The sequence below is a fragment of the Bradyrhizobium sp. CCH5-F6 genome (assembly GCF_001556045.1).
GTDB lineage: Bacteria > Pseudomonadota > Alphaproteobacteria > Rhizobiales > Xanthobacteraceae > Bradyrhizobium.
In genome coordinates, this window is sequence record NZ_LSIC01000078.1 from 13,863 (window position 1) to 40,071 (window position 26,209).

Sequence of the window (26,209 nt, forward strand, 5' to 3'; positions counted from 1 at the left end):
CCATGCGCTTCGACAACGTGTTTCAACTCGGCATCAAGGAATTGCGCGGCCTGGTGCGCGACCCCATGCTGCTCGTGCTGATCGTCTATTCCTTCACGCTCGCAATCTATGCCGGGGCCAAGGCGCTGCCGGAAACCCTGAACCGCGCCGCGATCGCCATCGTCGACGAGGACCGTTCCCCGGTTTCCAGCCGCATCGAACTGGCCTTCACGCCGCCGTACTTTTCCGCGCCGCGCCTGATCTCGCAATATGAAATGGACCGGCGGATGGACGCGGGGCTCGACACGTTTGCGCTGAACATTCCGCCGGAATTCCAGCGCGACCTGCTGGCACGGAAGTCGCCGGCGATTCAGCTCAACATCGACGCAACGCGGATTTCGCAGGCGTTCAACGGCGGCGGCTATATCGAGCAGATCGTCAGCGCGGAAATCGCCGAGTTCCTGGCGCGGACGCGCAATGCGCAGACCCCGCCGATCGAGCTCACCCTGCGGGCGAGGTTCAACCCGGAACTGAAGAAGTCGTGGTTCGGCGCCATCGATCACGTGATCACCTCGATCACCATGCTCTCGATCATCCTGACCGGCGCGGCGCTGATCCGCGAGCGCGAGCACGGCACGATCGAGCATCTGCTGGTGATGCCGGTCACGCCGCTGGAGATCATGGTGAGCAAGGTCTGGTCGATGGGAGCGGTGGTGCTGCTCGCCTCGGCGCTGTCGATCGCCTTCGTCGTCAAGGGCTGGCTGGCGGTCACCATCGACGGCTCGCTGGCGCTGTTCCTGGTCGGCGCGGCGCTGCAGCTGTTCGCCACCACCAGCATGGGCATCTTCCTCGCCACCGTCGCCGGATCGATGCCGCAGTTCGGACTGCTGCTGATCATGACCCTGCTGCCGCTGCAAACCCTGTCGGGCAGCATGACGCCGCGGGAGAGCATGCCGCAATTCGTCCAGGACATCATGCTGGCGGCGCCCAACACGCATTTCGTGATGCTGGCGCAGGCGATCCTGTTTCGCGGCGCGGGCCTGGAGGCGGTCTGGCCGCAACTCCTCGCGCTCGCCGTGATCGGCAGCATCTTCTTCGTGATCGCGTTGCGCCGGTTCAGAGCGTTCCTGGCGTGACGCGAAGGGCAGCGCTTCAAAACGGTGAAAACAACCCCATGCACAGTAGCGATGTCCTTGTTTTGGCTGAGGGATTTATTTGATCTGTCGGGCAGGATCGTGCCTGCGGCCACCCTGAGTGGGGCGGGAGCGCAGTCCGCTCAACTCATCGCCCTTCGCTCGTTTCACTTGGCTTGCGTTGAGTGGCGCGCCCCTTCGCAGGGCTGAGCAATCGCCAATGCCGTGCCCAAAACAGAAATGGCCCGCTCATCGCGGGCCATTTTCGTATCGGATCCGGTCAAACCGAATTTGGTTGCGGGGATAGGATTTGAACCTATGACCTTCAGGTTATGAGCCTGACGAGCTACCGGGCTGCTCCACCCCGCGTTAAACACTTGCACGCCTTCGGTTAAATCCCGGGGACGGTGGATTGAGGGCCGCGCTGTTCGCGTGGCTTGCTTGTTCCGTCCCAAAGGCTTCCTTGGAAGGCGACCCGGGGCAAAGCCCGTCGGGTGCGGGGCGTATGTATCAAGGCGGGCTGGCTTTGGAAAGGGCCGCGGGAACGTTTTTTTCGACTTTATGACAGGCGGATCAACCGATTTCCGGTCCCTTTGCCGTGGTCTTGCCAGAAGTTCCACAAAGGGCCAGCTTTGCGGCAACGAGAGCAAGGCGGAAACGCCGGACGAGGGAGGAACGCCGTGGACAAATCCCTGACGAGCGCCCCGCTGCGGGCGCTGGAGGATGGCTTCCATGCCATGGTCGCGCGGACTCGGAACGAGCCGGCGCCCGACCTTGCCCAGCGGCTCGACCGGCTGGCGCGGCTGCGCGCCGTGGTCGCCGACAACGAGGAGCGCTTCCGGCAGGCGATCTCGGCCGATTTCGGCCACCGCTGCGCGGTCGAGACCACCATCGCGGAGACCATGCTGGTGTTCTCGGAGATCCGGCATGCCACGAAGCACCTGAAGACCTGGATGGCGCCGCAGCGCGTCGCGACCGCGCTGCAATTCCTGCCGGCGCGCAACCGCCTGATGCCGCAGCCGCTCGGCGTCGTCGGCATCATCGCGCCGTGGAATTACCCGCTCCAGCTGACGCTCGCGCCCGCGATCGGCGCCATTGCCGCAGGCAACCGCGTCATCATCAAGCCGAGCGAGCTGGTCCCGCACTTCTCGGCGCGGCTCAAGGAGACGGTCGGGCAGCGATTCGATGCAACGGAGGTGTTCGTCACCGGCGTCGAGGACGAGATCGCCAAGGGCTTTGCGAACCTGCCGTTCGATCATCTGGTCTTCACCGGCTCGACGCGGGTTGGCCGGCTGGTCGCGGAGGTCGCCGGGCGCAATCTGACGCCGGTCACGCTCGAGCTGGGCGGCAAATCGCCCGCGATCGTCGACGCCTCGGCCGATCTCGACGAGGCGGCCGAGCGCATCGCCTACGGAAAGCTGCTCAATGCCGGGCAGACCTGCATCGCGCCGGACTATGTGTTGGTGCCGGAGGTTTCGTTGCAGGCCTTCGCCGAGAAGGTGCGCGCGCAGATGCGGCGCATGTTCGGCACCGATCCCGCCAACAAGGATTACACCTCGATCATCTCCGACCGGCACTATGCCCGGCTAGAAGGTCTGGTCGCGGATGCGGCGCAGCGCGGCGCAAAAATCCTGCAACCGGCAAAGCCCGATGATCCCAACTGGAAGGCGCATCGCAAATTTCCGCCGACGCTGATCGTCGGCGCGAGCGAAGCAATGGCGGCGATGCAGGAGGAGATCTTTGGGCCCGTGCTGCCGGTGCTGGGTTATCGCGAGCCGGCGGAGGCGATTGCTTTCGTCAACGCCCGCGACCGGCCGCTGGCGCTGTACTGGTTCGGCAGCGACCAGAGCGCGCGCGACGCGGTGCTGGCGCGCACCGTTTCCGGCGGCGTCACGATCAACGACTGCCTGTTTCATTTCGCGCAGATCAACCAGCCGATGGGCGGCGTCGGCGCGTCCGGCACCGGCGCCTATCACGGCGAATGGGGCTTCAAGACGTTCAGCAAGCTGAAGCCGGTGTTCTACCGCTCCCGGTTCAACCGCCTCGCAGATCTCTATCCGCCCTATGGCGGCAAGATCGCGCGGCTGGAGAAGTTGATGCGGTTCATGTCGTAGCTCGTCAAAGCCGTCATTGCGAGCGCAACGAAGCAATCCAGAGTCCCTCCGCGGTGACAGCCTGGATTGCTTCGCTGCGCTCGCAATGACGAAAAAGAAATGCAGGGGGAAACATTGACTGACACATTCGATTTCGTCGTCGTGGGCGCGGGCTCGGGCGGCTGCACCGTCGCGGGCCGGCTGTCGGAGGATGCGGCGACGTCCGTGGCGCTGCTCGATGCAGGCGGACGGAACGACACCTGGCGAATCACCACGCCATTCGGGCTTGCCCTGCCCTACAAAACGGCCAACTGGGCCTTCGATACCGTACCGCAGAAGGGATTGAACGGCCGCATCGGCTATCAGCCGCGCGGCAAGGGCCTCGGCGGCTCCTCGGCGATCAACGCCATGGTCTACATCCGCGGCCACAAATGGGACTACGACCACTGGGCCTCGCTCGGCAACACCGGCTGGTCCTATGCCGACGTGCTGCCCTACTTCAAACGCTCGGAGAACAACGTCGATTTCGACGGCGAGTATCACGGCAAGGGCGGCCCGCTGCATGTCAACAGGCTGCGCTCCGAAAACCCGATCCATGACGTGTTCCATCAGGCCGCGCGCGAGGCGCAGTTTCGCATCCGCGAGGACTTCAATGCCGAGGATCATGAAGGGCTCGGCGGTTACCAGGTGACGCAGCACAATGGCGAGCGCTGGAGCGCAGCGCGCGCTTATCTCGATCCCCACGTGGGCAAGCGCACAAATCTGCGCGTCGAGACGGGCGCACACGCCACGAAGATCCTGTTCGAAGGCAGCCGCGCGGTCGGCGTCGAATATCTGCAGGGCAAGCAGACGAAGACGTTGCGCGCCCGCCGCGAGGTGATCCTGGCCTCCGGCGCCTTCCAGTCACCGCAATTGCTGATGCTGTCGGGTGTGGGCGATGGCGACGCGCTTCGATCACACGGCATTGGCGTCGTGCACCATCTGCCCGGCGTCGGGCGCAATCTGCAGGACCATCCGGATTTCGTGTTCGTCTACGCCTCCGACTATCCGCACTTCGTTCACGCCTCGCTCGGCCGGCTACCGTCCCTGCTCCGCGCCATCCAGCGCTATCGCCGTGAACGGCGCGGCCTGATGACCACCAATTTCGCCGAGTGGGGCGGCTTCCTGAAGAGCCGGCCCGACCTCGACATACCCGACATTCAACTCCACTTCGTCATCGCGATGCTCGACGACCACGGCCGCAAGAAGCACAAGGAGGCGGGCTTCTCGTGCCATGTCTGCCTGTTGCGGCCGAAGAGCCGCGGCAGCGTATGGCTGAAGAGCGCCGATCCGCTCGCAGCGCCGATGATCGATCCGAATTTCCTCGGCGAGGCAGAGGATATCGAAGCGATGGTCGCAGGCTTCAAGACCACGCGCCGCCTGATGGAGACGCCAGCGCTGCGCGCTTTGCAGAAGAAGGACATGTTCACGTCCAACGTGAGAACCGACGACGACATCCGCGCCGTGCTGCGCGAGCGTGTCGACACCGTCTATCACCCGGTCGGTACCTGCAAGATGGGGACGGATGCAATGGCCGTGGTCGACCCAACGCTGAAGGTGCACGGCGTCGAAGCTTTGCGCGTCGTCGACGCCTCGATCATGCCGACGCTGATTGGCGGCAACACCAATGCGCCGACGATCATGATCGGGGAGAAGGCGGCGGACATGATCAGGGCGGAGATGCGGTAAAACTTCTCACTCTCCGTCATTGCGAGCGCAGCGAAGCAATCCAGAATCCCTCTGCGGAAAGAGTCTGGATTGCTTCGCTGCGCTCGCAATGACGATGCGGATGGAGCATTCGTTAGCCAACGGTATCGAGCCGGCGGAGAGCCCCCTCACCCGGAATTTGCTCGCCGGCCTCTCTCCGCAGGCGGGGAGAGGCGAAGAGACGTTCAATTCAGCAGAAACCCGCCATCCACCGTCACCACACTCCCCGTCATGTACCGCGACGCGTTGGACGCCAATAGCAGGATCGCGCCGTCGAGGTCGGACTCGGCGCCGACGCGGCGCTGCGGGATGCGCTTGGCGAGGCGCTCGCCCGCCGGCGTCGACCAGAACGCATGGTTCATTTCGGTATCGATATAGCCGGGCGCGAGCGCGTTGATGCGGATGTTCTGCCCCGCCAGCTCCAGCGCCATCGCCCGGGTCGCCTGGATGATGCCGGCCTTGGAGATCGCGTAGGGCGAGACCGCCTTGAGCACGCCGGTGCCGAGCACGGAGGCGATGTTGACGATGTTGCCCGGCTGCTTGCGCGCAATCATGCGCCGCGCGACTTCCGTCGCGAGGAAATAGGCGCCCTTGAGATTGGCGCCGATCACCGCGTCCCAGTCCGCCTCGGTCTGCTCGGTTGCGAGCTTCTCGATGGCGATGCCGGCATTGTTGATCAGCACCGTGACGGGGCCGAGGGCGGCTTCGACGGCGTCGACAGCCCTGGCGATCGAGGCCGTGTCGGTGACGTCGAGCGCGACCGCAGCCGCGCGGCCGCCCTTGCCGCGGATCTCCTCCTCCAGGCTCTTCAGCTTGTCGGCCTGCCGCGCGGCGAGCGCGACGGACGCGCCATGCGCCGCCAGCACCCGCGCAAACTGCCGGCCCAGCCCCTGGCTCGCGCCCGTGACGAGGATGGTTTCTTTACTGACGTCGAATAGGTCTGACATGACGATTTCCCTGGCGATTTCCGTGGGTTTCTCGGGCGCAGTCCCGCGAGCTTTGGGGCCATCAATACAGACGATTTTAGCGATCTGAAACCGGAATGATCGGTCCGGCGTTCACCCGTTCCGTCGAGGCAGGGTTTTGCTCATGAACAGTTTCGATCTTGCCGTCTATGCCGCCCTCGCCGTCGCGGTCGGCTTCGGGTTCAGGACCGGCCTGCTGCGCAGCGCCATGACCATCCTCGCCTATCTCCTCGCCGCGCCGATCGCGGTTGCGTTGATGCCGCTGATCGCACCGCAGATTGCCGGAAATCCAAACTCGCCGCTGCTCCAGAACTGGATCTGGTTCTTCGGCATCTTCGTGGTGGTCGGCATGCTGTTCGGTCACATCGGGCGCATCGCACTGAACGACACCATCGGCGAGGCCGGCATCGGCGACCGGCTCGGCGGCGCCGCGCTCGGCGCCATCAGGGTCGGCCTCGTCGCGACCACCCTGGTGCTGGTGTTCGACCAGATCGTGCCGGCCAACCGCCAGCCGCCTTTCCTCGCCGGCTCGCATCTGCGGCCGCTGTTCTCGACGGCAGGCCAGATGGGCTTCAAGTCCCTGCCGCCGGAGGCGGCCGCCGCGATCGACCGCCTCAAGCAGGAACGGCGCATCTGATCGGGCGCATCTGCATCGCCGCGCGGGCGCGCCATGCATTTTGGTGCGAGCCCATCCCTTATCAGCGGCACCGAGGTTGGCTAAAGTGACGGCCGTCCAAAACCTGCCTGACATTACGGGAGTGAAACAGTGGATCTTGGGATCAAAGGTCGCCGCGCCATCGTCTGCGCATCCAGCAAAGGCCTCGGTCGCGCCTGCGCCATCTCGCTGGCGGACGCCGGCGTTCACGTCACGCTGACTGCGCGCGGCGCCGAAGCCCTGAAGAAAACCGCCGATGAGATCCGCAAGGCCTACCCTGACGTGACGGTCACCGAGATCGTCGGCGACATCACGACACCCGCCGGCCGTGAGGCGGTGCTGAAGGCCTGTCCCGAGCCCGATATCCTGATCAACAATGCCGGCGGCCCGCCGCCCGGCGATTTCCGCAACTGGACCCGCGACGACTGGATCAAGGCGATCGACGCCAACATGCTGACCCCGATCGAGCTGATCAAGGCGACGGTGGACGGCATGATGGCGCGCAAGTTCGGCCGCATCGTCAACATCACGTCGGCCGCCGTGAAGGCGCCGATCGACATCCTCGGCCTCTCCAACGGCGCGCGCGCCGGCCTCACCGGCTTCATCGCCGGCCTCTCGCGCAAGACGGTGATCAACAACGTCACGATCAACGGCCTGTTGCCGGGCCCGTTCGAGACCGATCGGCTCACCGGCACCGCCAAGGCCGAGGCCGACAAGCGCGGCGTCACGCCGGAGCAGATCCTGGCCGAACGCGCCAAGCTGAACCCCGCCGGACGCTTCGGCCAGCCCGACGAGTTCGGCTATGCCTGCGCCTTCCTGTGCGGCGCCAAGGCCGGCTTCATCACCGGGCAGAACATCTTGCTGGATGGTGGCGCCTTCCCGGGAACGCTGTAAGACACCTTCATCGCATCCAGGACGGCGCGGATCTGCGGAAGATCGTCATGCCCGGGCCTGCCCCGGGCAAGACGATGTGCTTGGGAATTCACCGCTGCTTCGTCGGCTCGTCTTCGTCCTGCTGACTTGGGCCGGACGAATCCGGCGTCGTGCGCTCGCCGGTCCAGTCGATGCCGAATTCCTCGAGCCCGTTGGCGAGCAGGTCGCCCAGCATCGGCTCGCCGAGCAGATAGTGAACCGTTTCGCGGCGCGGGCTGCGATACTCACCGCGCGCCTCCACGGCGCGGGCGCGCAGATCGTCCCAATCATCGATCGTGCCGTCGCCGCGACCAAGCCAGGTCAGCGTGACGAGATCGACCTGCTCGTCCTCGTTCAAGGCGATCATGAAGCTTCCGAGCTCGTTGACGACAGGGTCGGAGCCATCATCCTCGAGGACATCGAGCGCATCGTCATCGCTCGGGTTCGAGCCGGAATCCGGATCGGAATCCCCCTCCTTGACGTCGAATTCACGCGCCTTCTCGATGATGAAGGCGACCTTCTCGGCGGAAATCGTAAGCTCCGGCATGGCTTTCTCCAGGGTTCCCGCGATAACGCCGCATCGCGTCAGATGATCCATTGCGCCAAGATGCGGAAAGTGTGCATGTTTCGCCCTCTTTTCCCGTCATTCCGGGGCGCCACGCAGTCGCGACCAGGAATGGCGGAGATGGTGAAGCAAGGACATGGGAAGGTGCCGGATGCAGTGGCAGGTGGGCAAGGTCAAAATCACCAAGGTGGTGGAATTGGAGACGGTCGGCTCGACCCGTTTCATCCTGCCGCTCGCGAGCAACGAAGAAATTTGCAAGCTGCCCTGGCTGATCCCGCATTTCGCCACGGAAGAAGGCCGGCTGAAAATGTCGATCCATTCGCTGGTGGTGGAAACGCCCGGCAAACGCATCGTGGTGGATACCGGCCTCGGCAACGACAAGCAGGGCCGCAACGTCCCGACCTGGAACAACCGCAGCACGCCGTTCCTGGAGACGATGACGGCGGCCGGTTTTCCGCCCGACAGCATCGACACCGTGCTGTGCACGCATCTTCATGTCGATCACGTCGGCTGGAATACGAAACTGTCCGGCGGCAAATGGGTGCCGACCTTCCCGAAGGCGCGCTACGTTTTCGGCAGGACCGAATACGAATACTGGCGCGACCATTCGACCGAGCCGGACAAGCAGGCCGTGTTCGGCGATTCCGTGCAACCGATCGTCGATGCCGACAGGGCCGACCTGATCCCGAGCGACCACCGTCTCTGCGAGGAGATCAGCATGATCCCGACTCCGGGCCACAGTCCCGGCCATATGAGCATCCTCATCCAGTCGGACGGCGAGCAGGCCCTGCTCACCGGCGACGTCGCGCATCACCCCTGCCAGATGGCCCATCTCGACTGGTCCTCGACAGCCGATTCCGACCAGGCGCAATCCGCCGCGACGCGGGCAGCGCTGTTCGGCCGCTTTGCCGACACGCCGACGCTGGTGATCGGAGGACACTTTTCGGCCGGGCATATCAGGCGGGATGGGGACGCGTTCAGCTTCGTAGCGCTGGGGTGATCTCCGTTTTGGGCGGTTGAATTTCCTGCCGCCCTGTTCCATGAAGCTGTTAACCGACCGGTCCAATCTCCAGGGAGAAACGAGAATGAAGCTTGTTCGTTACGGCGAGAAGGGTGCGGAAAAGCCCGGCCTGATCGACAAATCCGGCCAGCTGCGCGACCTGTCGGCGCATGTGAAGGACCTCACCGGCGAGGCCTATTCGCCCGAGTCCCTGAAGAAGCTGGCGGCGCTCGATCCCGCCTCGCTGCCCGCCGTCTCCGGCAAGCCGCGGTTCGGTGCGCCCGTCACCGGCATCTCGAAATTCGTGGCGATCGGCCTCAACTACAGCGACCATGCCAAGGAGACGGGCGCCGACATTCCGAGCGAGCCGATCATCTTCATGAAGGCCAACACCTCGCTGTCCGGCCCGAACGATCCGGTCGAGAAGCCGCGCGGCTCGACCAAGCTCGACTGGGAGGTCGAGATCGCCGCCATCATCGGCACCCGCGCGAAATACGTCTCGGAAGCCGACGCGCTCAACCATGTCGCCGGCTATTGCGTCTGCAACGACGTCTCCGAGCGCGCATTCCAGATCGAGCGCCTGGGGCAGTGGACCAAGGGCAAGTCGCACGACACGTTCGGCCCGCTCGGCCCGTGGCTCGCCACCAAGGACGAGATCAAGGACGTGCAGGACCTGTCGATGTGGCTCGACGTCAACGGCCAGCGCCGACAGACCGGCTCGACCAAGACCATGATCTTCTCCATGGCCAAGTGCGTCTCCTACGTCTCGCAGTTCATGACGCTGCTGCCCGGCGACATCATCACCACCGGCACCCCGCCCGGCGTCGGCCTCGGCATGAAGCCGCCGACCTTTCTCAATGTCGGCGACGTCGTGACGCTCGGCATCGAGGGCCTCGGCGAGCAGCGCCAGGAGATCATCGCGGCGTAACGGCCTCCGGCCCTCATCCTGAGGAGCGCGCAACGCGCGCGTCTCGAAGGATGCGCCACAAGCACGATCACCCGACGTTCGCGCCGGGTGACGAGAGACCATCCTTCTTGTCCATCCTTCGAGACGCGCGCCAAGGGCGCGCTCCTCAGGATGAGGACCGTGTGTCTGGATAGAGGTTATTTCCCATGAAGCTCACCTTCTCCCCCGCCTCGCCCTTCGCCCGCAAGGTGCGCATCGCCGCGATCGAGCTCGGGCTGATCGACAAGATCGAGTTCGTGCCCGCGGCCGTGACGCCGGGCACGGCCAACGAGGACTATTCGCGCATCACGCCGCTGAAGAAGCTGCCGGTGCTGATCACCAACGACGGCGACGTCATCCTGGACTCCTACGTCATCGTCGAATATCTCAACGAGATGGCTGGCGGCAGCCTGATCCCCGACTACGGTCCGCGGCGCTGGAAGGCCAAGACCAACCATTCGCTGATCAACGGCATGCTCGATTCCATGCTGCTGTGCCGCTACGAGAAGATGGTGCGCCCGCAGGGCTCGCAATGGCAGGCCTGGTCGGACGACCACTGGAACAGGGCCTGGACCGGCATGGCGCGCTTCGAGAACATGCCCGACGTCCTGAACGGCCCGTTCGACATCTCGCAGATCGGCCTCGTTTGCGTGCTCGGCTACGCCGACTTCCGCTTCGCCGATTGCGGCTGGCGCAAGGCCTATCCGAAGCTCGACGCGTTTCACCAGAAGATGCTGGAGCGGCCCTCCGTAAAGATCTCGGTGCCGCCGGCCGCATAAATCTCGGGAGTTCTCATGAGCCTGAAGTTCTCGGTCGGCGATCTCACCATCCATCGCGTCATCGAGCAGGAGACCTCGTTCGTCCCTGCGCTGGAAATGCTGCCGGGACTGACGGCGGAGGTGCTGGCCGAGAATCGGGCGTGGATGCGGCAGGCCCGGGCGCTGGACGATCAGGACGTGCTACTGCTGTGCTTCCAGTCCTACGTCGTGAAGACGCCGCATCATACGATCCTGGTCGACAGCTGCATCGGCAACGACAAGCCGCGGCCGCGGCCGAAATGGAACATGAAGACCGACGACACCTATCTGCGCGGGCTCAGCGCCGCCGGATTTGCGGTCGAGGACATCGACTTCGTGATGTGCACGCATCTGCATGTCGATCACGTCGGCTGGAACACGCGGCTGGAGAACGGCCGCTGGGTGCCGACCTTCCCCAAGGCGCGCTACGTCTTCGCCAAGCAGGAGTTCGACCACTGGTCCGAGCAGAATGCGAAGGCGGAGATCCCGCCTTTCGCCGACAGCGTGCTGCCGGTGGTCGAAGCCAACAGGCACGAACTCGTCGGCAACGATCATCAGATCGGCGATCATGTCCGCATCCTGCCGACGCCCGGTCACACGCCGGGTCACGTCGCCTTCGCGATGGGCCGCGGCAAGGACGAGGCGGTGTTCTCCGGCGATCTCATGCACTCGCCGTTGCAGACGCTCTATCCGGAACTGTCGATCAAGTTCGATGTCGATCCGGCCAAGGCAGCCACGACGCGCCGCAGCTTCCTCGATCGCTATTGCGACACCGACACGCTGTGCTGCACGGCACATTTTCCCTCGCCGTCGGTGGGGAATATCCGACGCAAGGGCAGTGGGTTCGTCTGCGCGGCGGTGACATAGTGCGGGGGTTTGGAGCCGCTGCATGTCATGCCGCGGCCCCATCCTCCGGCTTGATGCGGAACCAGGCCACGTAAAGCGCCGGCAGGAACAGGAGAGTCAGCACGGTGCCGACGATGATGCCGCCCATCATGGCGTAGGCCATCGGCCCCCAGAAAACCTCCCGCGAGATCGGGATCAGCGCGAGGCTGGCCGCGGCGGCGGTGAGCAGGATCGGGCGCATCCGGTGTTCGGTGGCTTCGATCACGGCCTGCCAGGCGGGCTTTCCTTCGTCGCGCAGATGTTCGATCTGCACGATCAGGATCACCGAGTTCCGGATCAGGATGCCGATCAGCGCCAACACGCCAAGGATGGCGACGAAGCCGAGCGGAGCCCTGCTCGGAAGCAAGGCCGCGACCACGCCGATCAGCGCGAGGGGCGCCACCGCAAACACCAAAAACAGCCGGCTGAAGCTCTGCAACTGGATCATCAGGATGGTCGCCATGATGAACAACATGACGGGAATGACCGCGGCGATCGGCGCCTGCGATTTGGCGCTCTGCTCGACGGCACCGCCGATCACGACCTGGTAGCCCACCGGCAGTTTCGCCGAGAATTCGGCGATCGGCTGCTGCAATTGCTTGACGATGGTGGCCGGCTGCACGTCGTCGAGCACGCCGGCGGCGAGCGTGATGGTAGGAAGTCGCGAGCGTCGCCAGATCGTCGGCTGCTCGAGCTGGTAGCGGAATTGCGCCACGGCCGCGAGCGGTACGGACTGACCGCTGGTGCCCGACAATTGAAGATTCCGAAGGGTTTCGATCGAACCTCGTTCCGAGTCGTTGGCGCGGCCGAGCACGTTGATCAGATAGATGTCGTCGCGCACCTGAGTGATTGAGGTTCCATCGACGATGCCGTTCAACGTCGATGCGATATCCTTGGTGGTGACGCCGAGTTGGCGTGCCTTGTCCTGCAAGACTTCGACCTTCACGACGCGGGCCGGCTCCATCCAGTCGAACACCACGCTGCCGAGATGCGGATTGTCCGACATCAACCCCGCAAGTTGCTGGGCATAGGCGCGGACTTTTCCGACGTCCGGACCGCTGAGCCGGTACTGCACCGGCCGGCCGACCGGTGGACCGATGTCGAGCAGCTTCACGTTGGCGTCGGTCCCGGGAAACGTCTTCTTCAGGTAGGCCTGCAATTCGCCTCTCAGCCGGTCACGGGCCTCGAGATTCCTCGTGACGATCACCATTTGACCGAAAGAGACGTCCGCCGGCTGCACGTCGAAAGACAGCACGAAGCGCGGAGCCCCCTGCCCGACATAGGTCGACCAGTGATCGATGTCGCGCTGCCCTTGCAGGGCTTCCCGCTCGAACTGCGCCATCTGCGCGTTGGTTTCCGCGATCGAGCTGTTCTGCGGCAAATTCCAGTCCACGATCAACTCGTTGCGATCCGACGACGGAAAGAATTGCTGCTGCACGTAGCTCAGGCCGAAGACCGAAAGCAGGAAGGCGCCGAGGGTCACGCCGATGGTGAGCCAGCGGTGGTTCATGCAGAACCTGAGTGCGCGGCCGAAGGCGGCCGAGAACCAGCCCTGTTTCTCGTGATGGCCTTCCATCCTGCTCGGCAGGATGGCAACCCCGAGCAGAGGCGTGAACAGCACCGCGACGATCCACGACACGATGAGCGAGACGGCGATGACGACGAACAGGGTAAAGGTGAATTCGCCGGCCGCGCTGCTGTTGAGGCCGATCGGGACGAAACTGGCGACGGTGACCAGCGTGCCCGTCAGCATGGGAAAGGCTGTCGAGGTATAGACGTAAGTTGCCGCCTTGGCGAGCGTATCGCCCAATTCCAGCCGGGCCACCATCATCTCGACGGCGATCATGGCGTCGTCTACCAGCAGGCCGAGAGCGATGATGAGCGCGCCCAGCGAAATGCGCTGCAGAGAGACGCCGGTGTAGAGCATGACGACGAAGGTGATCGCAAGCACCAGCGGAATCGATATCGCGACCACGAGGCCCGCGCGCAAGCCGAGGCTGATGAAGCTGATGGCCAGCACGATGACGATCGCCTCGAACAGGGCACGGGTAAAGCCGGAGACCGCCTCGTCCACGATCTTCGGTTGGTCCGATACCAGATGGATCTCGGCGCCGACCGGCAGGTCGCCGGAGATGCGTGCCATCTCTTTCTGCAGCGCCTCACCGAACTTGAGCAGATTGGCGCCCGGCTTCATGCCGATGGTGAGGCCGATCGCCGGCTTGCCATTGAACCTGAACAGCGACGTCGGCGGATCGACGTAACCGCGACGGACGGTTGCCACGTCCGTAAGGGGGAAAAAACGATCGTTGACGCGCAGATTGATCGACTTCAGGCTCTCTTCGGTGGTGAACTGGCCGCTGACCCTGACGAGAATTCGTTCCGGCCCCGCCTGCAGCACGCCCGACGGCGTGATGGCGTTCTGGGCCTGGAGCGAGGACTGTATCGATTGCTGGTCGAGCCCGAGCGCCGCGACCTTTCGGGTCGAGAACTCGAGATAGATCACCTCGTCCTGCGCGCCGACGATATCGACGCGTCCGACGTCCGGGACCTGCAACACCTTGGCGCGCACGTCCTCGACGCGGTCGCGCAACTGGCGCTGTGTCAGGCCGTCGCTGGTGAGCGCGTAGATGTTGCCGAAAACGTCGCCGAAGCGATCATTGAATGCCGGGCCGACGACACCGCTCGGAAAGTCGCCCTGGATGTCGGCGATCATGTTGCGGACGCGCAGCCAGGTCGGGACCACGTCGCGGGCCTTGGTGGTATCGCGCAAGTTCACGAACACCGTGGTTTGACCGGGCGTCGTGATGCTCTTCGTGTAGTCGAGCGTTTCGAGCTCTTCCAGCTTCTTCTCGATCCGGTCGGTGACCTGCTTGGTGACCTCCTCAGCCGAAGCGCCCGGCCATTTGGCCTGGATCAGCATCGTCTTGATCGTGAAGGCCGGATCCTCCTCGCGCCCCAGATTGACATAGGCATACAGGCCGACAGCCATGAAGGCGATCATGAAGTACCACACCAGCGCGCGGTGATGCAGCGCCCAGTCGGAAAGGTTGAAGGGTTTCAATTTGCGGGTTCCTGTTCGAGGCGGACCTTCTGGCCCTCCTTGAGATGATGCACACCGGCGGTCACCACACGGTCGCCGGCCGCGATACCGCTCGTCACGTCGACCGAGCCATCATCGTTCGAGATGACTTCGACATTGCGCGTTGCGACCGACCTCGTCGCGGGATCGAACACCCAGACGCTGGACTTGCCGTCCCGGGTCAGGATCGCCGACGACGGCAGACGAAATCCCGGTACCGGCTTGCCTGGAATGAATGTCGTGACCGTCGATCCCAGGCGAAATGTTTCGGGCGCCGATTCGAGCGTGATGCGAACACGGCGCAGACGCGTCAGCGTGTCGGATTGCGGGCCGATCTCGCGCAACTTGCCCTCGGCGCGGCTGTCGGGATCGAGCTGCAGGCTGACTGTCAGCGGCATGCCTGTTTGCAGGGTTTCGGCCAGATCGGAGGCGACGTCGATCACCGCCTCGCGGACGTCGGGCCGAGCCACGGTAACCACGGTCTGGCCGGGACTGACGATCTGTCCGACCTGCGCGCCGACGGCCGTGACCACACCGGCATATTCTGCGTTGAGTTTGGTATAGCCGAGTTGCTCGCGCGCCTTGGCGAGATCGGATTGGGCGCGAACGACCCCGGCCTGTGCCGCCGCATAGCTTTGTTCGGCGGAGTCGAGGCTTGCTTGCGTCGTGGCACCGGTTTCGAGCAGGGTGCGCTGCCGCCCCGCCGTGCCGGATGCGTTGGACAGCTGCCCCTGGGCGGTGGTCAGCGCCCCCATGGTGGACCTCACGGCCAGTTCGGCCGCGGTCGCATCCACGGCCGCGAGCGGCTGCCCCTTCTCGACGGTGTCGCCGACATTGACTCGCCGCGCGATCAGGCGGCCCAGCATGCGGAATCCGTAGTCGGTCTGATATCGCGGCTGGATCGTTCCAACCACGCTGATGCTGGCGGCGCCGCGCGGGACAACCACCATTGAGAGAACCGGCCGGATCGGGTCGGGCGCGGCGGGCTTGTCGCCACAACCGGCGAGGATCGCGCAGGCCGCGATCATGCCAAGGGTCCGGAGGCGGCTCATGCGTCGTTCCCTTCAAAGGTCACGATCTGGCCAGGCCGCAGCAATTTCCCGCCGCTCGTGACGACGCGCTCGCCGAGAGCAAGCCCGGCGCCGACCACGAAAGTGCTTGTTTCGTAGCTTTCGACGACGATGTCCCGAAGTGAAACGGCATGGGTCGCGGGGTCGATGACCCATACGGCCGGCCCCTTCAGGGATGCCGACATCGCATCCCAGGGCAACACGATCTTGTCGACGGGCCGGCTCTTGCCTTCCCCGATGACGATGCTGCCGAGGGTCATTTCCGGCGGCGGATTCAGGATATCGATCTTGACCTTGACGGTCCCGGTCTTGGGATCGAGCGTGGGGGAAATTTCGCGAACCTTGCCGAGCGCGGTAATGTCCGGCTTCGACACCAGCGCGAGCTGGATCGTGTCGCCTTCGGGCTTTTGCAGGAAGATGGATTCGTAGACGTCGAAGACCGCGTCGCGCGCACCGTCTTCGGCGAGCGTGTAGGCCGATTGGGCCGATTGCGCGACCTGGCCGACCTCGATGTTGCGGGCCGTGATGATGCCTGCCGCACTCGCCCGAAGCTCCGTGTATCCGAGCGCATCGGTCGAAGTGCCCAATTGGGCCCTCGCGGCTTCGAGATTTCCTTCGGCGGTATGGAGCGCTTCCTGCGCCTGATCGTAAGAGGGCCGGGTCGTGAATCCGCTGGCCATCAAGGTTTTCTGACGCTGGAAATTCGCTGTGGCCACCCGCAATTGCGCTTCGGCCGATGTCACGGCGGCCTTCGCGCCTTCGAGGTCGGCGAGCTGTTCGGTGGGATCGATCCTGGCCAGCACTTCACCGGCCTTGACGTGGTCTCCAACATCGACGAGCCGCTCGGTCACTCGTCCGCTCACCTGAAACGACAATTCGCTGCTGACGCGCGCCTGGACATCGCCGGACAAGCGGATGGCCGTCTGGCGCGGCTTCAGGCTGACGACTTCGGATTTGACCAGCGCCGCAGGGCGAACCGGCGCCTGGTCTCTCCCGCAGGCGGAAGTCGACACCGCCAGCAAGACCAAAAGTTGAATCCGGAAGAGTGATCGCATCGCCTGCCTCTACAGAGTAGCGTGCCGGGATTATTATTGACTGACGGCAAAGTCAATAATAATGTGGTGACGGTGATTGTGTGGTGGTAAATGACAGGTGAACCCAAGAAACGAGCCCGTCGGAAAGCGGAGCGTCCCGGGGAAATTCTTGAAGCGGCTTTCGAGGAATTCGTGAAAAGCGGTTACGCGGCCACTCGCCTGGAAGACGTGGCTGCGCGCGCCGGGGTGACGAAAGGGACGATCTATTTCTATTTCGACACCAAGGAGCGGGTCTTCGACGAGATGATCCGCTACAAGTCACAGTCGTTCTTTCCCAAGGTTCAAGACTACGCGAGTGGATTGCAGGGGAGCTGTGCAGAGCGCCTGCGATCGATGATCGTCTTCGTCCACAAGTACATCGCCGAAGACCGATCCTCACGCGAGACGCTCCGCTTCCTGATCGCCGAGGGCAGCCGGTTTCCCGGCCTGGTCGACCGGCACTACGACGAATTCATTCGCCCGATGATCGAGCGCTTCGAGGAGCTGATCGCAGACGGCATCGCCGCGGGTGAGTTCCGGCCGTTTCCTGCCATGGCATTCACCGAACTGATGCTGAGTCCAGGCTTGTTCCTCAGCTTCTGGTCGCTGCTTTTCGGCAGTCGCCGGCCGATCGACGTCGAAGCATTCACCGAGGCGAGTATCGACTTGCTGATGCAAGGCATCGTGCAACCTGCCTTGCAACACGATCGCGGCTGACGGGGCGGTCGAGATCGTCGGACGCGGCTGGACGATACGCACATCAGATCACGCTATGATCCTGGCGCCGCGCTTGTTGCCGGTCCGAATGTCCCTACAATTGTCCCTCGCAACAGGCCGCATCAGCAAATCCTCAGTCATCGGGAAACATCATGGCCGATCTCCCCAACATCCCCCTGCCCGCCGGCATCCGCTCGCGTCACGTCGACGGCATCAACGGCTTGCGCATGCATGTGCTCGAGGCGGGCTTCGAGACCAAGGGGCGGCGCTGCATCCTGCTGCTGCACGGCTTTCCGGAGCTTGCCTTCTCCTGGCGCAAGGTGATGCCGGCGCTGGCGGACGCGGGTCATCACGTGATCGCGCCGGATCAGCGCGGCTATGGACGCACGACGGGATGGAGTGCGGAGTACGACGGCGATCTCGCCCCCTTCTCGCTCCTCAATCTCGTGCGCGATGCGCTCGCCCTGGTGTTTGCGTTCGGCTACAGGCAGGTCGATGTGGTCGGCCATGATTTCGGCAGCCCTGTCGCAGCCTGGTGCGCCTTGATCCGGCCCGACGTGTTTCGCTCGGTGACGATGATGAGCGCGCCGTTCGGCGGACCGCCGCCGCTGGCGTTCGGCACGGTCGACACGCCGGCAAAGCCTGCGGCGGAAGACCCCGTTCATCGCGAGCTTGCCGCGCTGCCGCGGCCGCGAAAGCACTATCAATGGTACTACTCGACGCGCGAGGCGAACGCGGACATGCAGCACGCGCCGCAGGGCGTGCACGATTTCCTGCGCGCCTACTATCATCACAAGAGTGCCGACTGGACCGACAACAAGCCGTATCCGCTCGAGTCGTGGTCGGCGGGTGAGCTTGCGAAGCTGCCGACCTACTACGTGATGGACCTGCGCGAGACCATGGCCGAGACGGTGGCGAAGGAGATGCCCTCGCGCGCGGCGATCGCTGCCAATCGCTGGCTGCCCGACAGCGACCTCGCCTATTACAGCGGCGAATATGGCCGCACTGGATTTCAGGGTGGGCTGCAATGGTATCGCTACGGCACATCGGGCACGCTCAACAGGGAGCTGCAATTGTTTGCCGGCCGCAGCATCGACGTGCCCTCCTGCTTCATCTCCGGCAAGCAGGACTGGGGCACCTATCAGCGCCCCGGCGTGTTCGAGGCGATGCAGAAAAGCGCGTGCACGAAGATGCTCGGCTGCCATCTCGTCGACGGCGCCGGCCATTGGGTGCAGCAGGAGCAGCCGGCCGAGGTCACCCGCTTGCTGCTGGACTTCCTCATCAGGGCCGGCACCGCCTGATTTGACCGGGGAACCACCGCGCCCTATATAGTTTAGAATTATTCTAAACTAGATGATGGGCCGGCCGTGAAGAACTTTGCCGATCTGACCGAGCGCGAGGTGCTGGCGGTTGCGATCTCCTCCGAGGAGGAAGACAGCCGCATTTACATGACCTTCGCCGAGGACCTGAAGGAGCGCTATCCCGACTCGGCGAAGCTGTTCGAGCAGATGGCCGAGGAGGAACGCGGCCATCGCCACATGCTGCTGGAAACGTACGAGCAGCGCTTCGGCCAGCATCTGCCGCCGATCCGCCGCGAGGACGTCAAGGGCTTCCTGCGCCGCCGCCCGATCTGGCTGACCAAGAACCTGCCGCTCGACACGATCCGGAAGGAAGTCGAGACCATGGAACTGGAGGCCGAGCGCTTCTATGCGAAGGCCGCCGAGCAGGCCGAGGATGTCAACGTGCGCCGGCTGCTCGGGGATCTCGCCGAAGCCGAGAAGGCTCATGAGCATACCGCCGCGAAACTCACTGACGAGATCCTGAAGCCCGACGTGCGCGCCGAGGAAGACCGCACGCGACGCCGGATGTTCGTGCTGCAATATGTGCAGCCGGGCCTCGCCGGCCTGATGGACGGCTCGGTCTCGACGCTGGCGCCGCTGTTCGCCGCCGCCTTCGCCACGCACCAGAACTGGCAGACGTTCCTGGTGGGCCTCGCCGCCTCGATCGGCGCCGGGATCAGCATGGGTTTTGCTGAGGCGCTGTCCGACGACGGCTCGCTCACCGGGCGCGGCTCGCCCTGGCTGCGCGGCATCACCTGCGGCGCGATGACCACGCTCGGCGGGCTCGGCCATACCGCGCCCTATCTCGTACCCGACAGCTGGGCCAACGCGTTCTGGATCGCCACCGCGATTGCATGCGTCGTCGTGTTCTTCGAATTGTGGGCGATCGCCTTCATCCGCTCGCGCTACATGGACACGCCGTTCCTCCAGGCCGTGTTCCAGATCGTCCTCGGCGGCGCCATCGTGCTGGCGGTGGGGATCGTGATCGGGGCGGCGTAGGAGCCACACTGTCCCACTGACATAGCAATCGCCATCAAACAGCCGTTGCCGCGTTCGGCCAAACTGCGCATCATCCTCCAACAACCAGAGCGGGAGAAGCGCCGTGGCGAGGTCGGAATGGAGTTTCAGGAGCGCGGTCGAGCTGTCGGCCGCGCTGACCGCAAAGAAGGTTTCCGCGGTCGAGCTCGCACGGGATGCGATCGGCCGCATCGAACGGCACGACGGCAAGATCAATGCGATCTGCGTACGCGATTTCGAGCGCGCGCTCGTCGCGGCGCGCGAGGCGGACGCGGCGCTGGCGCGCGGCGAGCGCAAGCCGCTGCTCGGCCTGCCCGTGACGATCAAGGAATCCTTCAACATCGCCGGCCTGCCGACGACCTGGGGGTTCGTTCCGCAGAAGGATTTCAAGCCTGTGGAAGACGCACTACCTGTCGCCCGTATCAAGCAGGCCGGCGGCGTGATCCTCGGCAAGACCAACGTGCCGGTAGGCCTCGGAGACTGGCAGAGCTACAACGACATCTACGGCACCACCAACAACCCCTATGATCTCGGCAGAACGCCGGGCGGATCCTCCGGAGGATCGTCCGCGGCCCTCGCCGCAGGCTATTGCGCGCTCGCCACCGGCTCCGACATCGGCGGCTCCCTGCGTGTGCCGGCATTTCATTGCGGCGTCTTCGCTCACAAGCCGACCCTCAATCTCTGCGCGGCACGTGGCGAGACCCCGCCGCCGTTCCCAGCCATTCCGCGCGACAACGACCTCGCCGTCATCGGACCGATGGCGCGCACCGCGGCGGATCTTTCCTTGCTGCTCGACGTCATGGCCGGACCGGATCCGCTGGACGCCGGCATCGCCTACAAGCTCGATCTGCCTGTTGCACGGCATCAGTCGCTACGGGAATTTCGCGTCCTAGTGATCGACAGCCACCCGCTGTTGCCGACCGACCGGGACGTGCGCGGCGCGATCGACAAGCTCGCATCCGACCTCACGAAGGCCGGCGTGACGGTCGCGCGCGAGAGCGCGCTGCTCCCGGACTTCACGGAGACGTCGCGGCTTTACATGCGCATGCTGCTGGGCTTCCTCGGCGCGTTCCTCCCGCCGGATGAGCTTGCGGATGCGCAGGCGCGGGCTAGCCAGCTTTTGCCCGAGGATCGCAACCTCGGCGCGGAGCGACTGCGCGGCATCACCTCAAGCCATCGCGCCTGGGTGCTCGACGCCGCTGCGCGCGCCGGGTTGCGCGCGCAATGGCGTGCGCTATTCAGGAGCTTTGACGCGGTGATCTGCCCGATCATGCCGACGCCGGCCTATCCGCATGATCATTCGCCGGAGCAAGCCTTGCGAACGATCAGCATCGACGGCAAGGACTATCCCTATTCCGACCAGCTCGCCTGGCCGGGCGTCGCTACGCTTCCGGGCCTACCGGCGACGGCCGTTCCGCTCGGCCTGTCGAAGGACGGCCTGCCCGTCGGCGTACAGGTCGTGGGCCCCTTCCTCGAGGACCGCACGCCGCTCAAGCTCGCCGAGTTGATCGAGCGCGAGTTCGGCGGGTTCGTGCCGCCACAGATGTTTGATGATTAGTTATCGCCTCGGTGCCCGCGAGGCGGTCGCGCCGCCTCATCAACGGGTGCCGCCAGGGGCAGCGCCGGAAACGCGCGGAGAAGGTTTGAGCCTGGGAGGGGTGCGGCTCTCTCCGGCGTTTCGGGAGCGATCTTAAAGCAATCGCTAACCAATAATCTCCTCCCAGCGGCGATGTGCAACCTGCACGACCCGCATTTACGCAACCGGCAATTGTTTCTCGGTAGAGATTGCAGGTCACAGCATGACGCCTCTCGCAGCCGAGGCGTCGCTATGGACGCGTTGCAAAGCTTGGAATGCCTTTGAACCGGCAATCGGTACCGCTCAATCCGGCAAGAGTGATTGCGTGACAGAAAACACTGCTGAGATAGGCGCGCTCCGCGCCCCCTACCAAGGCGTCGGTACAGACGAGGCGCTACCCAAGAGATGGCACATTCCGATTGCCGTGGCTGTCGGGTGCGGGATTGTCGGCCTTGGGCTCCGTTACCTCGTGCGGGAACACGCGACCGCCGACGCCGCTGAATACATTACCTGGTATACCTTTGCCCGGGATCACGGCATCGGCGGGCTTGCCGACGCTTTTACCAACTACACCCCGATTTACAGCTACTTCCTGCTGATCGCCGCCCAATTTGACCGGCTGGGCCAGCCGCTTTCCCTCGTGAAGATGATCTCGACCATCTTCGAGTTCGGTTGCGCGATCGTCGTGGCCCGGATGGTCTGGCGATTTACGAAGCTGCCGTTGCGCACGTCCCTTGCCTTCTGTGCGGTCTGGCTTGCACCGACGGTGTTGTTCAACGGCGCCATGTGGGGGCAAGCCGATTCGATCTGGGCCTTCTTCACGCTGGTTTCCGTGTCGATGTTCATGCGGGACCGAAATGGCACTCTGCCGTTCGCGATGGCTTTCTCGGTGAAGGCCCAGGGCGTATTCCTGGGACCCTTCGTGCTGGGCATGATTCTGCGCCGCAGGATCCAGCTGGCATGGCTCGCTGCAATTCCTGCAGTCTATGTGATCCTCGCCATTCCGGTGCTCATCGCCGGCAGGTCCTTGGTGTCTGTGCTCGGGATCTATCTCGACCAGGCTCACACCTTTCATCGTCTGTCCATGAATGCCGCGAACCTCTGGGTGTTCGCTGGAGGCACGCCGTATGCGATCGGAGTCGCCGCCGGCCTGGTGCTCGCGGCTGCGAGCGGGCTTGCCTTGTCGATCTTCATCGCGCGCGCCAAACGGGAGGGCCCGGAGTTCATTCTGCTCGTGGCGTGTGTATCGCTCATCCTCATGCCGTACTTGCTCCCGAAGATGCACGAGCGCTACTTCTACGGGTTCGAACTCGCGTGCATTGCCCTGGCCTGCCTCAATCTGCGCTATCTGCCGTTCGCGGTGATTGCCCAGGTCGACGGCGTGCTATCCTACCTCGCGTTCGAGAGCGGGATCGTCATGGGTCTGCTGCCGGCGGCGCTCTGCAACACCTTTCTGGTATTCTACCTCGTGCTTGATCTCCGGAGCGGCGAGCGTGGATTTCGCCTTCCGAGGCTTGCCTGGCTCGGCTTCGCCGCATCGACCGCGGGACTGTTCTCCTATCTGCTGTTCGTTGGCGCCGGCTTGAATGCGTCCCCCGCCTACATGCTCGCCGCGGGACTAGCCACGGCGATGACGCTGCTGCTCGTCAAGGAGTCGCGCTGCGCCTCGGCCGACGGCCCGGACCTGGCGCCTCGCTTGCGCTAGCTATCGAACACGATCACGCTGCGCAGCGTCTTGCCGGCCTTCATGTTGGCAAAGCCCTCGTTGATCTCGGACAGCTTCAGCTTGGCCGAGATCCAGTCTTCCAGATGCAGGCGGCCGCGCAGGTAGAAGTCGACAAGGCGCGGCATGTCCACGCGAAAGTGGTTCGAGCCCATCGACGAGCCCTGGATCTTGCGCTCGCGCAGGAAGTCGAAGCCGTGCAGCTCGATCTTCTGGCCGAATGGAATCATGCCGACGATCGTCGCGGTGCCGCCGGAGGCGAGCATGCCGAACGCCTGCTCCGCGGTTTCCTTGCGGCCGAGCACCTCGAAGGAATGATGTACGCCGCCATTGGTGAGATCGCGAACCTGCTTCACCACGTCGCCGTCAGCCGGGTTGATGATGTCGGTCGCGCCCAGCTTGGTCGCGAGCTGGAGCTTGGCCGGATTGGTGTCGATGGCGATGATGCGGCCGGCGCCGGCGATCTGCGCGCCATTGATCGCCGCCATGCCGACGCCGCCGCAGCCGATCACGGCCACGGTCTCGCCGGCCGTCACCTTCGCCGTGTTCACCACCGCGCCGTAGCCGGTGATGACGCCGCAGCCGATCAGCGCGGCGAGATCGAGCGGCATCTCCTTCCTGATTTTGACGATGGCGTTCTCGTGCACCAGCATCTGCTCGGCGAAAGAGGAGAGGTTGAGGAACTGGTGCAGCTTTTCCGGCTTCGACCACTGCATGCGGTTCGAGACACCAGGCAGCAGCTTCACGGTGGTGTCGGTGCAGAGCACGGTGCGGCCCGTGGTGCAATTGTCGCAGGTGCCGCAGAACACCGACAGGCAGGTGACGACGTGGTCGCCCGGCTTGACGTAAGTGACATCGGAGCCGACCTGCTCGACGACGCCGGCGGATTCGTGACCGAGCACCGCGGGCAGCGGATGCGGATAGAGCCCTTCCATGAAATGCAGATCGGAATGGCAGAGCCCGGCGACCGTGGTGCGGATCAGGACTTCGCGCGGGCCGGGCTTCGGCAGGCTGACATCTTCGATGACCAGCGGCTGGTTGACTTCATAGAGGACGGCGGCCTTCATCGAGCACTCCCTGTCGTTTTTCTTTGTTTGAACGCGCAGCCTACGCCGCCAGAACCAGTTCGCCAACCTCGCTCATGCTGCCTGCGCGATCGCCGAGCAGCAGCGCGGCGATCTTCGCCTGCGCGGCATTTTCCGTCAGCCGGAACGGATCGCTCGGCAGCACGCGATGGTCGACCACGAGGCGTGACAACAGCAGGCGGCGCGCATCGCCGCGCATGGCGTGGATGCGATGCGCCTCCCAGGCGAGCGCGACCGCGCTGGCGACATGATAGAGCAGGCTGGTGGCCCGGCGCGCATCCGCCTCGTTCTCGGACCTGGCCGCGACTTCGCGTGCGAAGTCGACGGCGCGATCGGCGAGGCCACGCAGACGGTCGCTCCAGGCCTGCGGCACGGAGGCGCTGTCGTCGAGCCGGGCGTGCAGATCGGCCGCGAGTGCCGATTCAGCGCCGTGACGGCCGACCGCGCGCCGCAGCGCATCGATGGCCACGATGTTGCCGGTGCCTTCCCAAACCGAGCCGAGATGCGCATCGCGCAGCAGGCGGGCGGTGGCGAATTCCTCGATATAGCCGATGCCGCCGCGCATCTCGAGCGCATCGCCGCAGACCTTTCGCGCATCGCGCGTGGCGCGGAATTTCAGCGTCGGGGTGAGGATGCGCAGCAGCGCCGCGGCATCCTGGCTGCCGGCTTCGGCGCGATCGAGCGCATCGGCGGTGAGAAAGCTCATCGAAAGCGCCTGCTCGACCGGCAGCATGATCTTCAGCATCTGGCGGCGCCCGAGCGGCAGGTCGATGATGCGGCTGCCGAACACAACACGGTTTGTCGCCACCGTCATCGCGTCATGATAGGCGCGGCGCATCAGCGCGGTGGACTTGACGCCGTTGGAGAGGCGCGACGAGTTCACCATCTCGGCCATCTGCACGAAGCCGCGGTCGAGCTTGCCGACCGCATAGGCGATCGCGCCTTCGAGCTTGATCTCACCAGAGGCCATCGAACGCGTGCCGAGCTTGTCCTTGAGGCGCACGATCCGATAGTTGTTCTGCGAGCCGTCGTCGAGAAAGCGCGGCATCACGAACAGGCCGACGCCGCGCGTGCCGGGGCCGGCGCCTTCGGGGCGCGCGAGCAGCATCACGACCTTGGCGTCCGCATTCGAGCAGAACCATTTTTCGCCGTAGAGACGCCAGTGGTCGCCCTCCTGCACCGCGCGCGTGGTCAGCGTGCCGACGTCGGAGCCGCCTTCCTTCTCGGTCATGAACTGGCCGCCCTGGGTCAGCTTGCTCATGTCGGTCGAGGTCAAGCCGTCGAGGTATTTCGCCTTCAGCGCCTCGCTGCCGAAATTCGCCAGCAGTTTTGCGCAGCCGTCGGTGACGTTGATCGGGCAGCCCATGCCGAATTCGGTCTGGTTGAACAGGAAGGTGAAGGCGTGCTTGGCCACGACGGGATATTTGTCCGGCCAGCCCATGATGCCCTTGCGGATCGAGAGCGCGTGGATGCCGAACTCGCCGAACGCGGCATTCTCCAGTTCGCGATAGGCCGGGTGATATTCGATCCACTGCACGTCGCGGCCGAACTTGTCGCGCTGGTGCAGCACCGGCGTGTGCCGGTCGGCGAGCCGCGCGCACTCGTCGAGATGGCCGCCGGCCAGTTCGCCGAGACGATCGAGATGCGGCTCGATGTGGCGGAACAACGTGTCCGGCAGATGAATGCGCAGGAGATCGGCCAGCGCCGGATCGGCGCGGTAGAAATTCATGCCTGACGTATCGGGCGCCAGCAGGCCGGATGGTGCGGCCGCGACATTTTGTGGCTGCGCTGTGACCGGCTTGTGCATGATCGTCCTCTTCGTTTCCATCCGACGGCAATTCTTTGCGCTTGCT

Annotated in this window: 21 protein-coding genes and 1 tRNA gene; 14 read left to right on the forward strand and 8 right to left on the reverse strand. The window is 64.4% G+C overall.

All coding sequences use genetic code 11. The annotated features are described in order from the left end of the window. The first annotated feature begins 2 nt into the window (after nucleotides 1-2). Complete coding sequence (locus AX729_RS14300; protein WP_061024024.1) at nucleotides 3-1,115, forward strand: ABC transporter permease; 1,113 nt, start codon at nucleotides 3-5, stop codon at nucleotides 1,113-1,115. Between the two features lie 289 nt (nucleotides 1,116-1,404). Here the strand turns inward: AX729_RS14300 and AX729_RS14305 are convergent. Then, nucleotides 1,405-1,481 (reverse strand) — tRNA-Met (locus AX729_RS14305). 311 nt (nucleotides 1,482-1,792) lie between these two features. Here AX729_RS14305 and AX729_RS14310 point away from each other — a divergent pair. Further along, a complete protein-coding gene (locus tag AX729_RS14310) occupies nucleotides 1,793-3,226 on the forward strand; it encodes a coniferyl aldehyde dehydrogenase (RefSeq protein WP_061024026.1) in 1,434 nt (477 codons plus the stop codon). Nucleotides 3,227-3,340: 114 nt separating this feature from the next. Next, entirely contained in the window at nucleotides 3,341-4,933 is a 1,593-nt protein-coding gene (locus tag AX729_RS14315; protein ID WP_061024028.1) for a GMC family oxidoreductase, read from the forward strand. 203 nt (nucleotides 4,934-5,136) lie between these two features. Here the strand turns inward: AX729_RS14315 and AX729_RS14320 are convergent, their stop codons facing one another. Then, nucleotides 5,137-5,898, reverse strand: a complete 762-nt coding sequence (locus AX729_RS14320) for an SDR family oxidoreductase (RefSeq protein ID WP_061024029.1) — start codon at nucleotides 5,896-5,898, stop codon at nucleotides 5,137-5,139. A gap of 142 nt (nucleotides 5,899-6,040) precedes the next feature. On the opposite strand from AX729_RS14320, the gene AX729_RS14325 reads away from it, so the two are divergent. Then, nucleotides 6,041-6,553 (forward strand): CvpA family protein, encoded by a 513-nt coding sequence (locus tag AX729_RS14325; RefSeq protein ID WP_061024031.1) that lies wholly within the window; start codon nucleotides 6,041-6,043, stop codon nucleotides 6,551-6,553. Between the two features lie 129 nt (nucleotides 6,554-6,682). Continuing rightward, nucleotides 6,683-7,465, forward strand: a complete 783-nt coding sequence (locus AX729_RS14330) for an SDR family oxidoreductase (protein ID WP_061024033.1) — start codon at nucleotides 6,683-6,685, stop codon at nucleotides 7,463-7,465. Between the two features lie 88 nt (nucleotides 7,466-7,553). On the opposite strand, the gene AX729_RS14335 is transcribed toward AX729_RS14330, so the two are convergent. Further along, entirely contained in the window at nucleotides 7,554-8,030 is a 477-nt protein-coding gene (locus AX729_RS14335) for a DUF3775 domain-containing protein (RefSeq protein ID WP_061024250.1), read from the reverse strand. A gap of 169 nt (nucleotides 8,031-8,199) precedes the next feature. Here AX729_RS14335 and AX729_RS14340 point away from each other — a divergent pair, with 169 nt between their 5' ends. From AX729_RS14340 to AX729_RS14355, 4 genes are all read left to right on the forward strand, one after another. Then, entirely contained in the window at nucleotides 8,200-9,048 is an 849-nt protein-coding gene (locus AX729_RS14340; RefSeq protein ID WP_061024035.1) for an MBL fold metallo-hydrolase, read from the forward strand. 85 nt (nucleotides 9,049-9,133) lie between these two features. Continuing rightward, nucleotides 9,134-9,976, forward strand: coding sequence for a fumarylacetoacetate hydrolase family protein (locus AX729_RS14345; RefSeq protein WP_061024037.1), 843 nt, complete (start codon nucleotides 9,134-9,136; stop codon nucleotides 9,974-9,976). 185 nt (nucleotides 9,977-10,161) lie between these two features. Beyond that, nucleotides 10,162-10,773, forward strand: coding sequence for a glutathione S-transferase family protein (locus AX729_RS14350; protein ID WP_061024039.1), 612 nt, complete (start codon nucleotides 10,162-10,164; stop codon nucleotides 10,771-10,773). A gap of 15 nt (nucleotides 10,774-10,788) precedes the next feature. After that, on the forward strand, nucleotides 10,789-11,658 hold the full coding sequence (locus AX729_RS14355) for an MBL fold metallo-hydrolase (protein WP_061024041.1): 870 nt from the start codon (nucleotides 10,789-10,791) through the stop codon (nucleotides 11,656-11,658). Nucleotides 11,659-11,683: 25 nt separating this feature from the next. Here the strand turns inward: AX729_RS14355 and AX729_RS14360 are convergent, their stop codons facing one another. Genes AX729_RS14360 through AX729_RS14370 form a run of 3 tightly spaced genes read right to left on the reverse strand, consistent with a single transcriptional unit; the run spans nucleotide 11,684 to nucleotide 16,880 of the window. Beyond that, nucleotides 11,684-14,737: an efflux RND transporter permease subunit gene (locus AX729_RS14360; RefSeq protein WP_061024043.1), complete on the reverse strand. Its 3,054-nt coding sequence runs from the start codon at nucleotides 14,735-14,737 to the stop codon at nucleotides 11,684-11,686. Then, nucleotides 14,734-15,807, reverse strand: a complete 1,074-nt coding sequence (locus AX729_RS14365; RefSeq protein WP_061024044.1) for an efflux RND transporter periplasmic adaptor subunit — start codon at nucleotides 15,805-15,807, stop codon at nucleotides 14,734-14,736. Before AX729_RS14365 ends, AX729_RS14360 begins: the two co-directional genes overlap by 4 nt. After that, nucleotides 15,804-16,880: an efflux RND transporter periplasmic adaptor subunit gene (locus tag AX729_RS14370; protein WP_061024046.1), complete on the reverse strand. Its 1,077-nt coding sequence runs from the start codon at nucleotides 16,878-16,880 to the stop codon at nucleotides 15,804-15,806. Before AX729_RS14370 ends, AX729_RS14365 begins: the two co-directional genes overlap by 4 nt. A 90-nt stretch (nucleotides 16,881-16,970) precedes the next feature. Here AX729_RS14370 and AX729_RS14375 point away from each other — a divergent pair, with 90 nt between their 5' ends. The 5 genes from AX729_RS14375 (at nucleotide 16,971) to AX729_RS14395 (ending at nucleotide 23,253) form a co-directional block, all read left to right on the forward strand. After that, on the forward strand, nucleotides 16,971-17,615 hold the full coding sequence (locus tag AX729_RS14375; RefSeq protein WP_061024049.1) for a TetR/AcrR family transcriptional regulator: 645 nt from the start codon (nucleotides 16,971-16,973) through the stop codon (nucleotides 17,613-17,615). A 152-nt stretch (nucleotides 17,616-17,767) separates the two neighbouring features. Next, nucleotides 17,768-18,916 (forward strand): alpha/beta hydrolase, encoded by a 1,149-nt coding sequence (locus tag AX729_RS14380; protein WP_061024051.1) that lies wholly within the window; start codon nucleotides 17,768-17,770, stop codon nucleotides 18,914-18,916. 66 nt (nucleotides 18,917-18,982) lie between these two features. Next, a complete protein-coding gene (gene mbfA / locus AX729_RS14385; protein ID WP_061024054.1) occupies nucleotides 18,983-19,954 on the forward strand; it encodes an iron exporter MbfA in 972 nt (323 codons plus the stop codon). Between the two features lie 103 nt (nucleotides 19,955-20,057). Next, entirely contained in the window at nucleotides 20,058-21,530 is a 1,473-nt protein-coding gene (locus AX729_RS14390) for an amidase (RefSeq protein WP_061024055.1), read from the forward strand. Between the two features lie 241 nt (nucleotides 21,531-21,771). Beyond that, complete coding sequence (locus tag AX729_RS14395; protein ID WP_245325169.1) at nucleotides 21,772-23,253, forward strand: putative hexosyltransferase; 1,482 nt, start codon at nucleotides 21,772-21,774, stop codon at nucleotides 23,251-23,253. On the opposite strand, the gene AX729_RS14400 is transcribed toward AX729_RS14395, so the two are convergent. Next, complete coding sequence (locus tag AX729_RS14400) at nucleotides 23,250-24,338, reverse strand: Zn-dependent alcohol dehydrogenase (protein WP_061024058.1); 1,089 nt, start codon at nucleotides 24,336-24,338, stop codon at nucleotides 23,250-23,252. The two genes, AX729_RS14395 and AX729_RS14400, sit on opposite strands and share 4 nt — an antisense overlap. 40 nt (nucleotides 24,339-24,378) lie before the next feature. Next, nucleotides 24,379-26,163 carry an acyl-CoA dehydrogenase family protein gene (locus tag AX729_RS14405; RefSeq protein WP_061024257.1) on the reverse strand — a complete coding sequence of 595 codons (1,785 nt, stop codon included), beginning with the start codon at nucleotides 26,161-26,163 and terminating at the stop codon, nucleotides 24,379-24,381. Between the last annotated feature and the right edge of the window lie 46 nt (nucleotides 26,164-26,209).

What these genes read in the sequence shown, in the direction of transcription:
- AX729_RS14300 (WP_061024024.1), top strand. Translation starts at nt 3, where the DNA reads ATGCGCTTCGACAACGTGTTTCAACTCGGCATCAAGGAATTGCGCGGC.
- AX729_RS14405 (WP_061024257.1), bottom strand. Translation starts at nt 26,163, where the DNA reads ATGCACAAGCCGGTCACAGCGCAGCCACAAAATGTCGCGGCCGCACCA.
- AX729_RS14370 (WP_061024046.1), bottom strand. Translation starts at nt 16,880, where the DNA reads ATGCGATCACTCTTCCGGATTCAACTTTTGGTCTTGCTGGCGGTGTCG.
- AX729_RS14375 (WP_061024049.1), top strand. Translation starts at nt 16,971, where the DNA reads ATGACAGGTGAACCCAAGAAACGAGCCCGTCGGAAAGCGGAGCGTCCC.
- AX729_RS14345 (WP_061024037.1), top strand. Translation starts at nt 9,134, where the DNA reads ATGAAGCTTGTTCGTTACGGCGAGAAGGGTGCGGAAAAGCCCGGCCTG.
- AX729_RS14355 (WP_061024041.1), top strand. Translation starts at nt 10,789, where the DNA reads ATGAGCCTGAAGTTCTCGGTCGGCGATCTCACCATCCATCGCGTCATC.
- AX729_RS14335 (WP_061024250.1), bottom strand. Translation starts at nt 8,030, where the DNA reads ATGCCGGAGCTTACGATTTCCGCCGAGAAGGTCGCCTTCATCATCGAG.
- AX729_RS14340 (WP_061024035.1), top strand. Translation starts at nt 8,200, where the DNA reads ATGCAGTGGCAGGTGGGCAAGGTCAAAATCACCAAGGTGGTGGAATTG.
- AX729_RS14380 (WP_061024051.1), top strand. Translation starts at nt 17,768, where the DNA reads ATGGCCGATCTCCCCAACATCCCCCTGCCCGCCGGCATCCGCTCGCGT.
- AX729_RS14325 (WP_061024031.1), top strand. Translation starts at nt 6,041, where the DNA reads ATGAACAGTTTCGATCTTGCCGTCTATGCCGCCCTCGCCGTCGCGGTC.
- AX729_RS14320 (WP_061024029.1), bottom strand. Translation starts at nt 5,898, where the DNA reads ATGTCAGACCTATTCGACGTCAGTAAAGAAACCATCCTCGTCACGGGC.
- AX729_RS14400 (WP_061024058.1), bottom strand. Translation starts at nt 24,338, where the DNA reads ATGAAGGCCGCCGTCCTCTATGAAGTCAACCAGCCGCTGGTCATCGAA.
- AX729_RS14350 (WP_061024039.1), top strand. Translation starts at nt 10,162, where the DNA reads ATGAAGCTCACCTTCTCCCCCGCCTCGCCCTTCGCCCGCAAGGTGCGC.
- AX729_RS14365 (WP_061024044.1), bottom strand. Translation starts at nt 15,807, where the DNA reads ATGAGCCGCCTCCGGACCCTTGGCATGATCGCGGCCTGCGCGATCCTC.
- AX729_RS14395 (WP_245325169.1), top strand. Translation starts at nt 21,772, where the DNA reads ATGACGCCTCTCGCAGCCGAGGCGTCGCTATGGACGCGTTGCAAAGCT.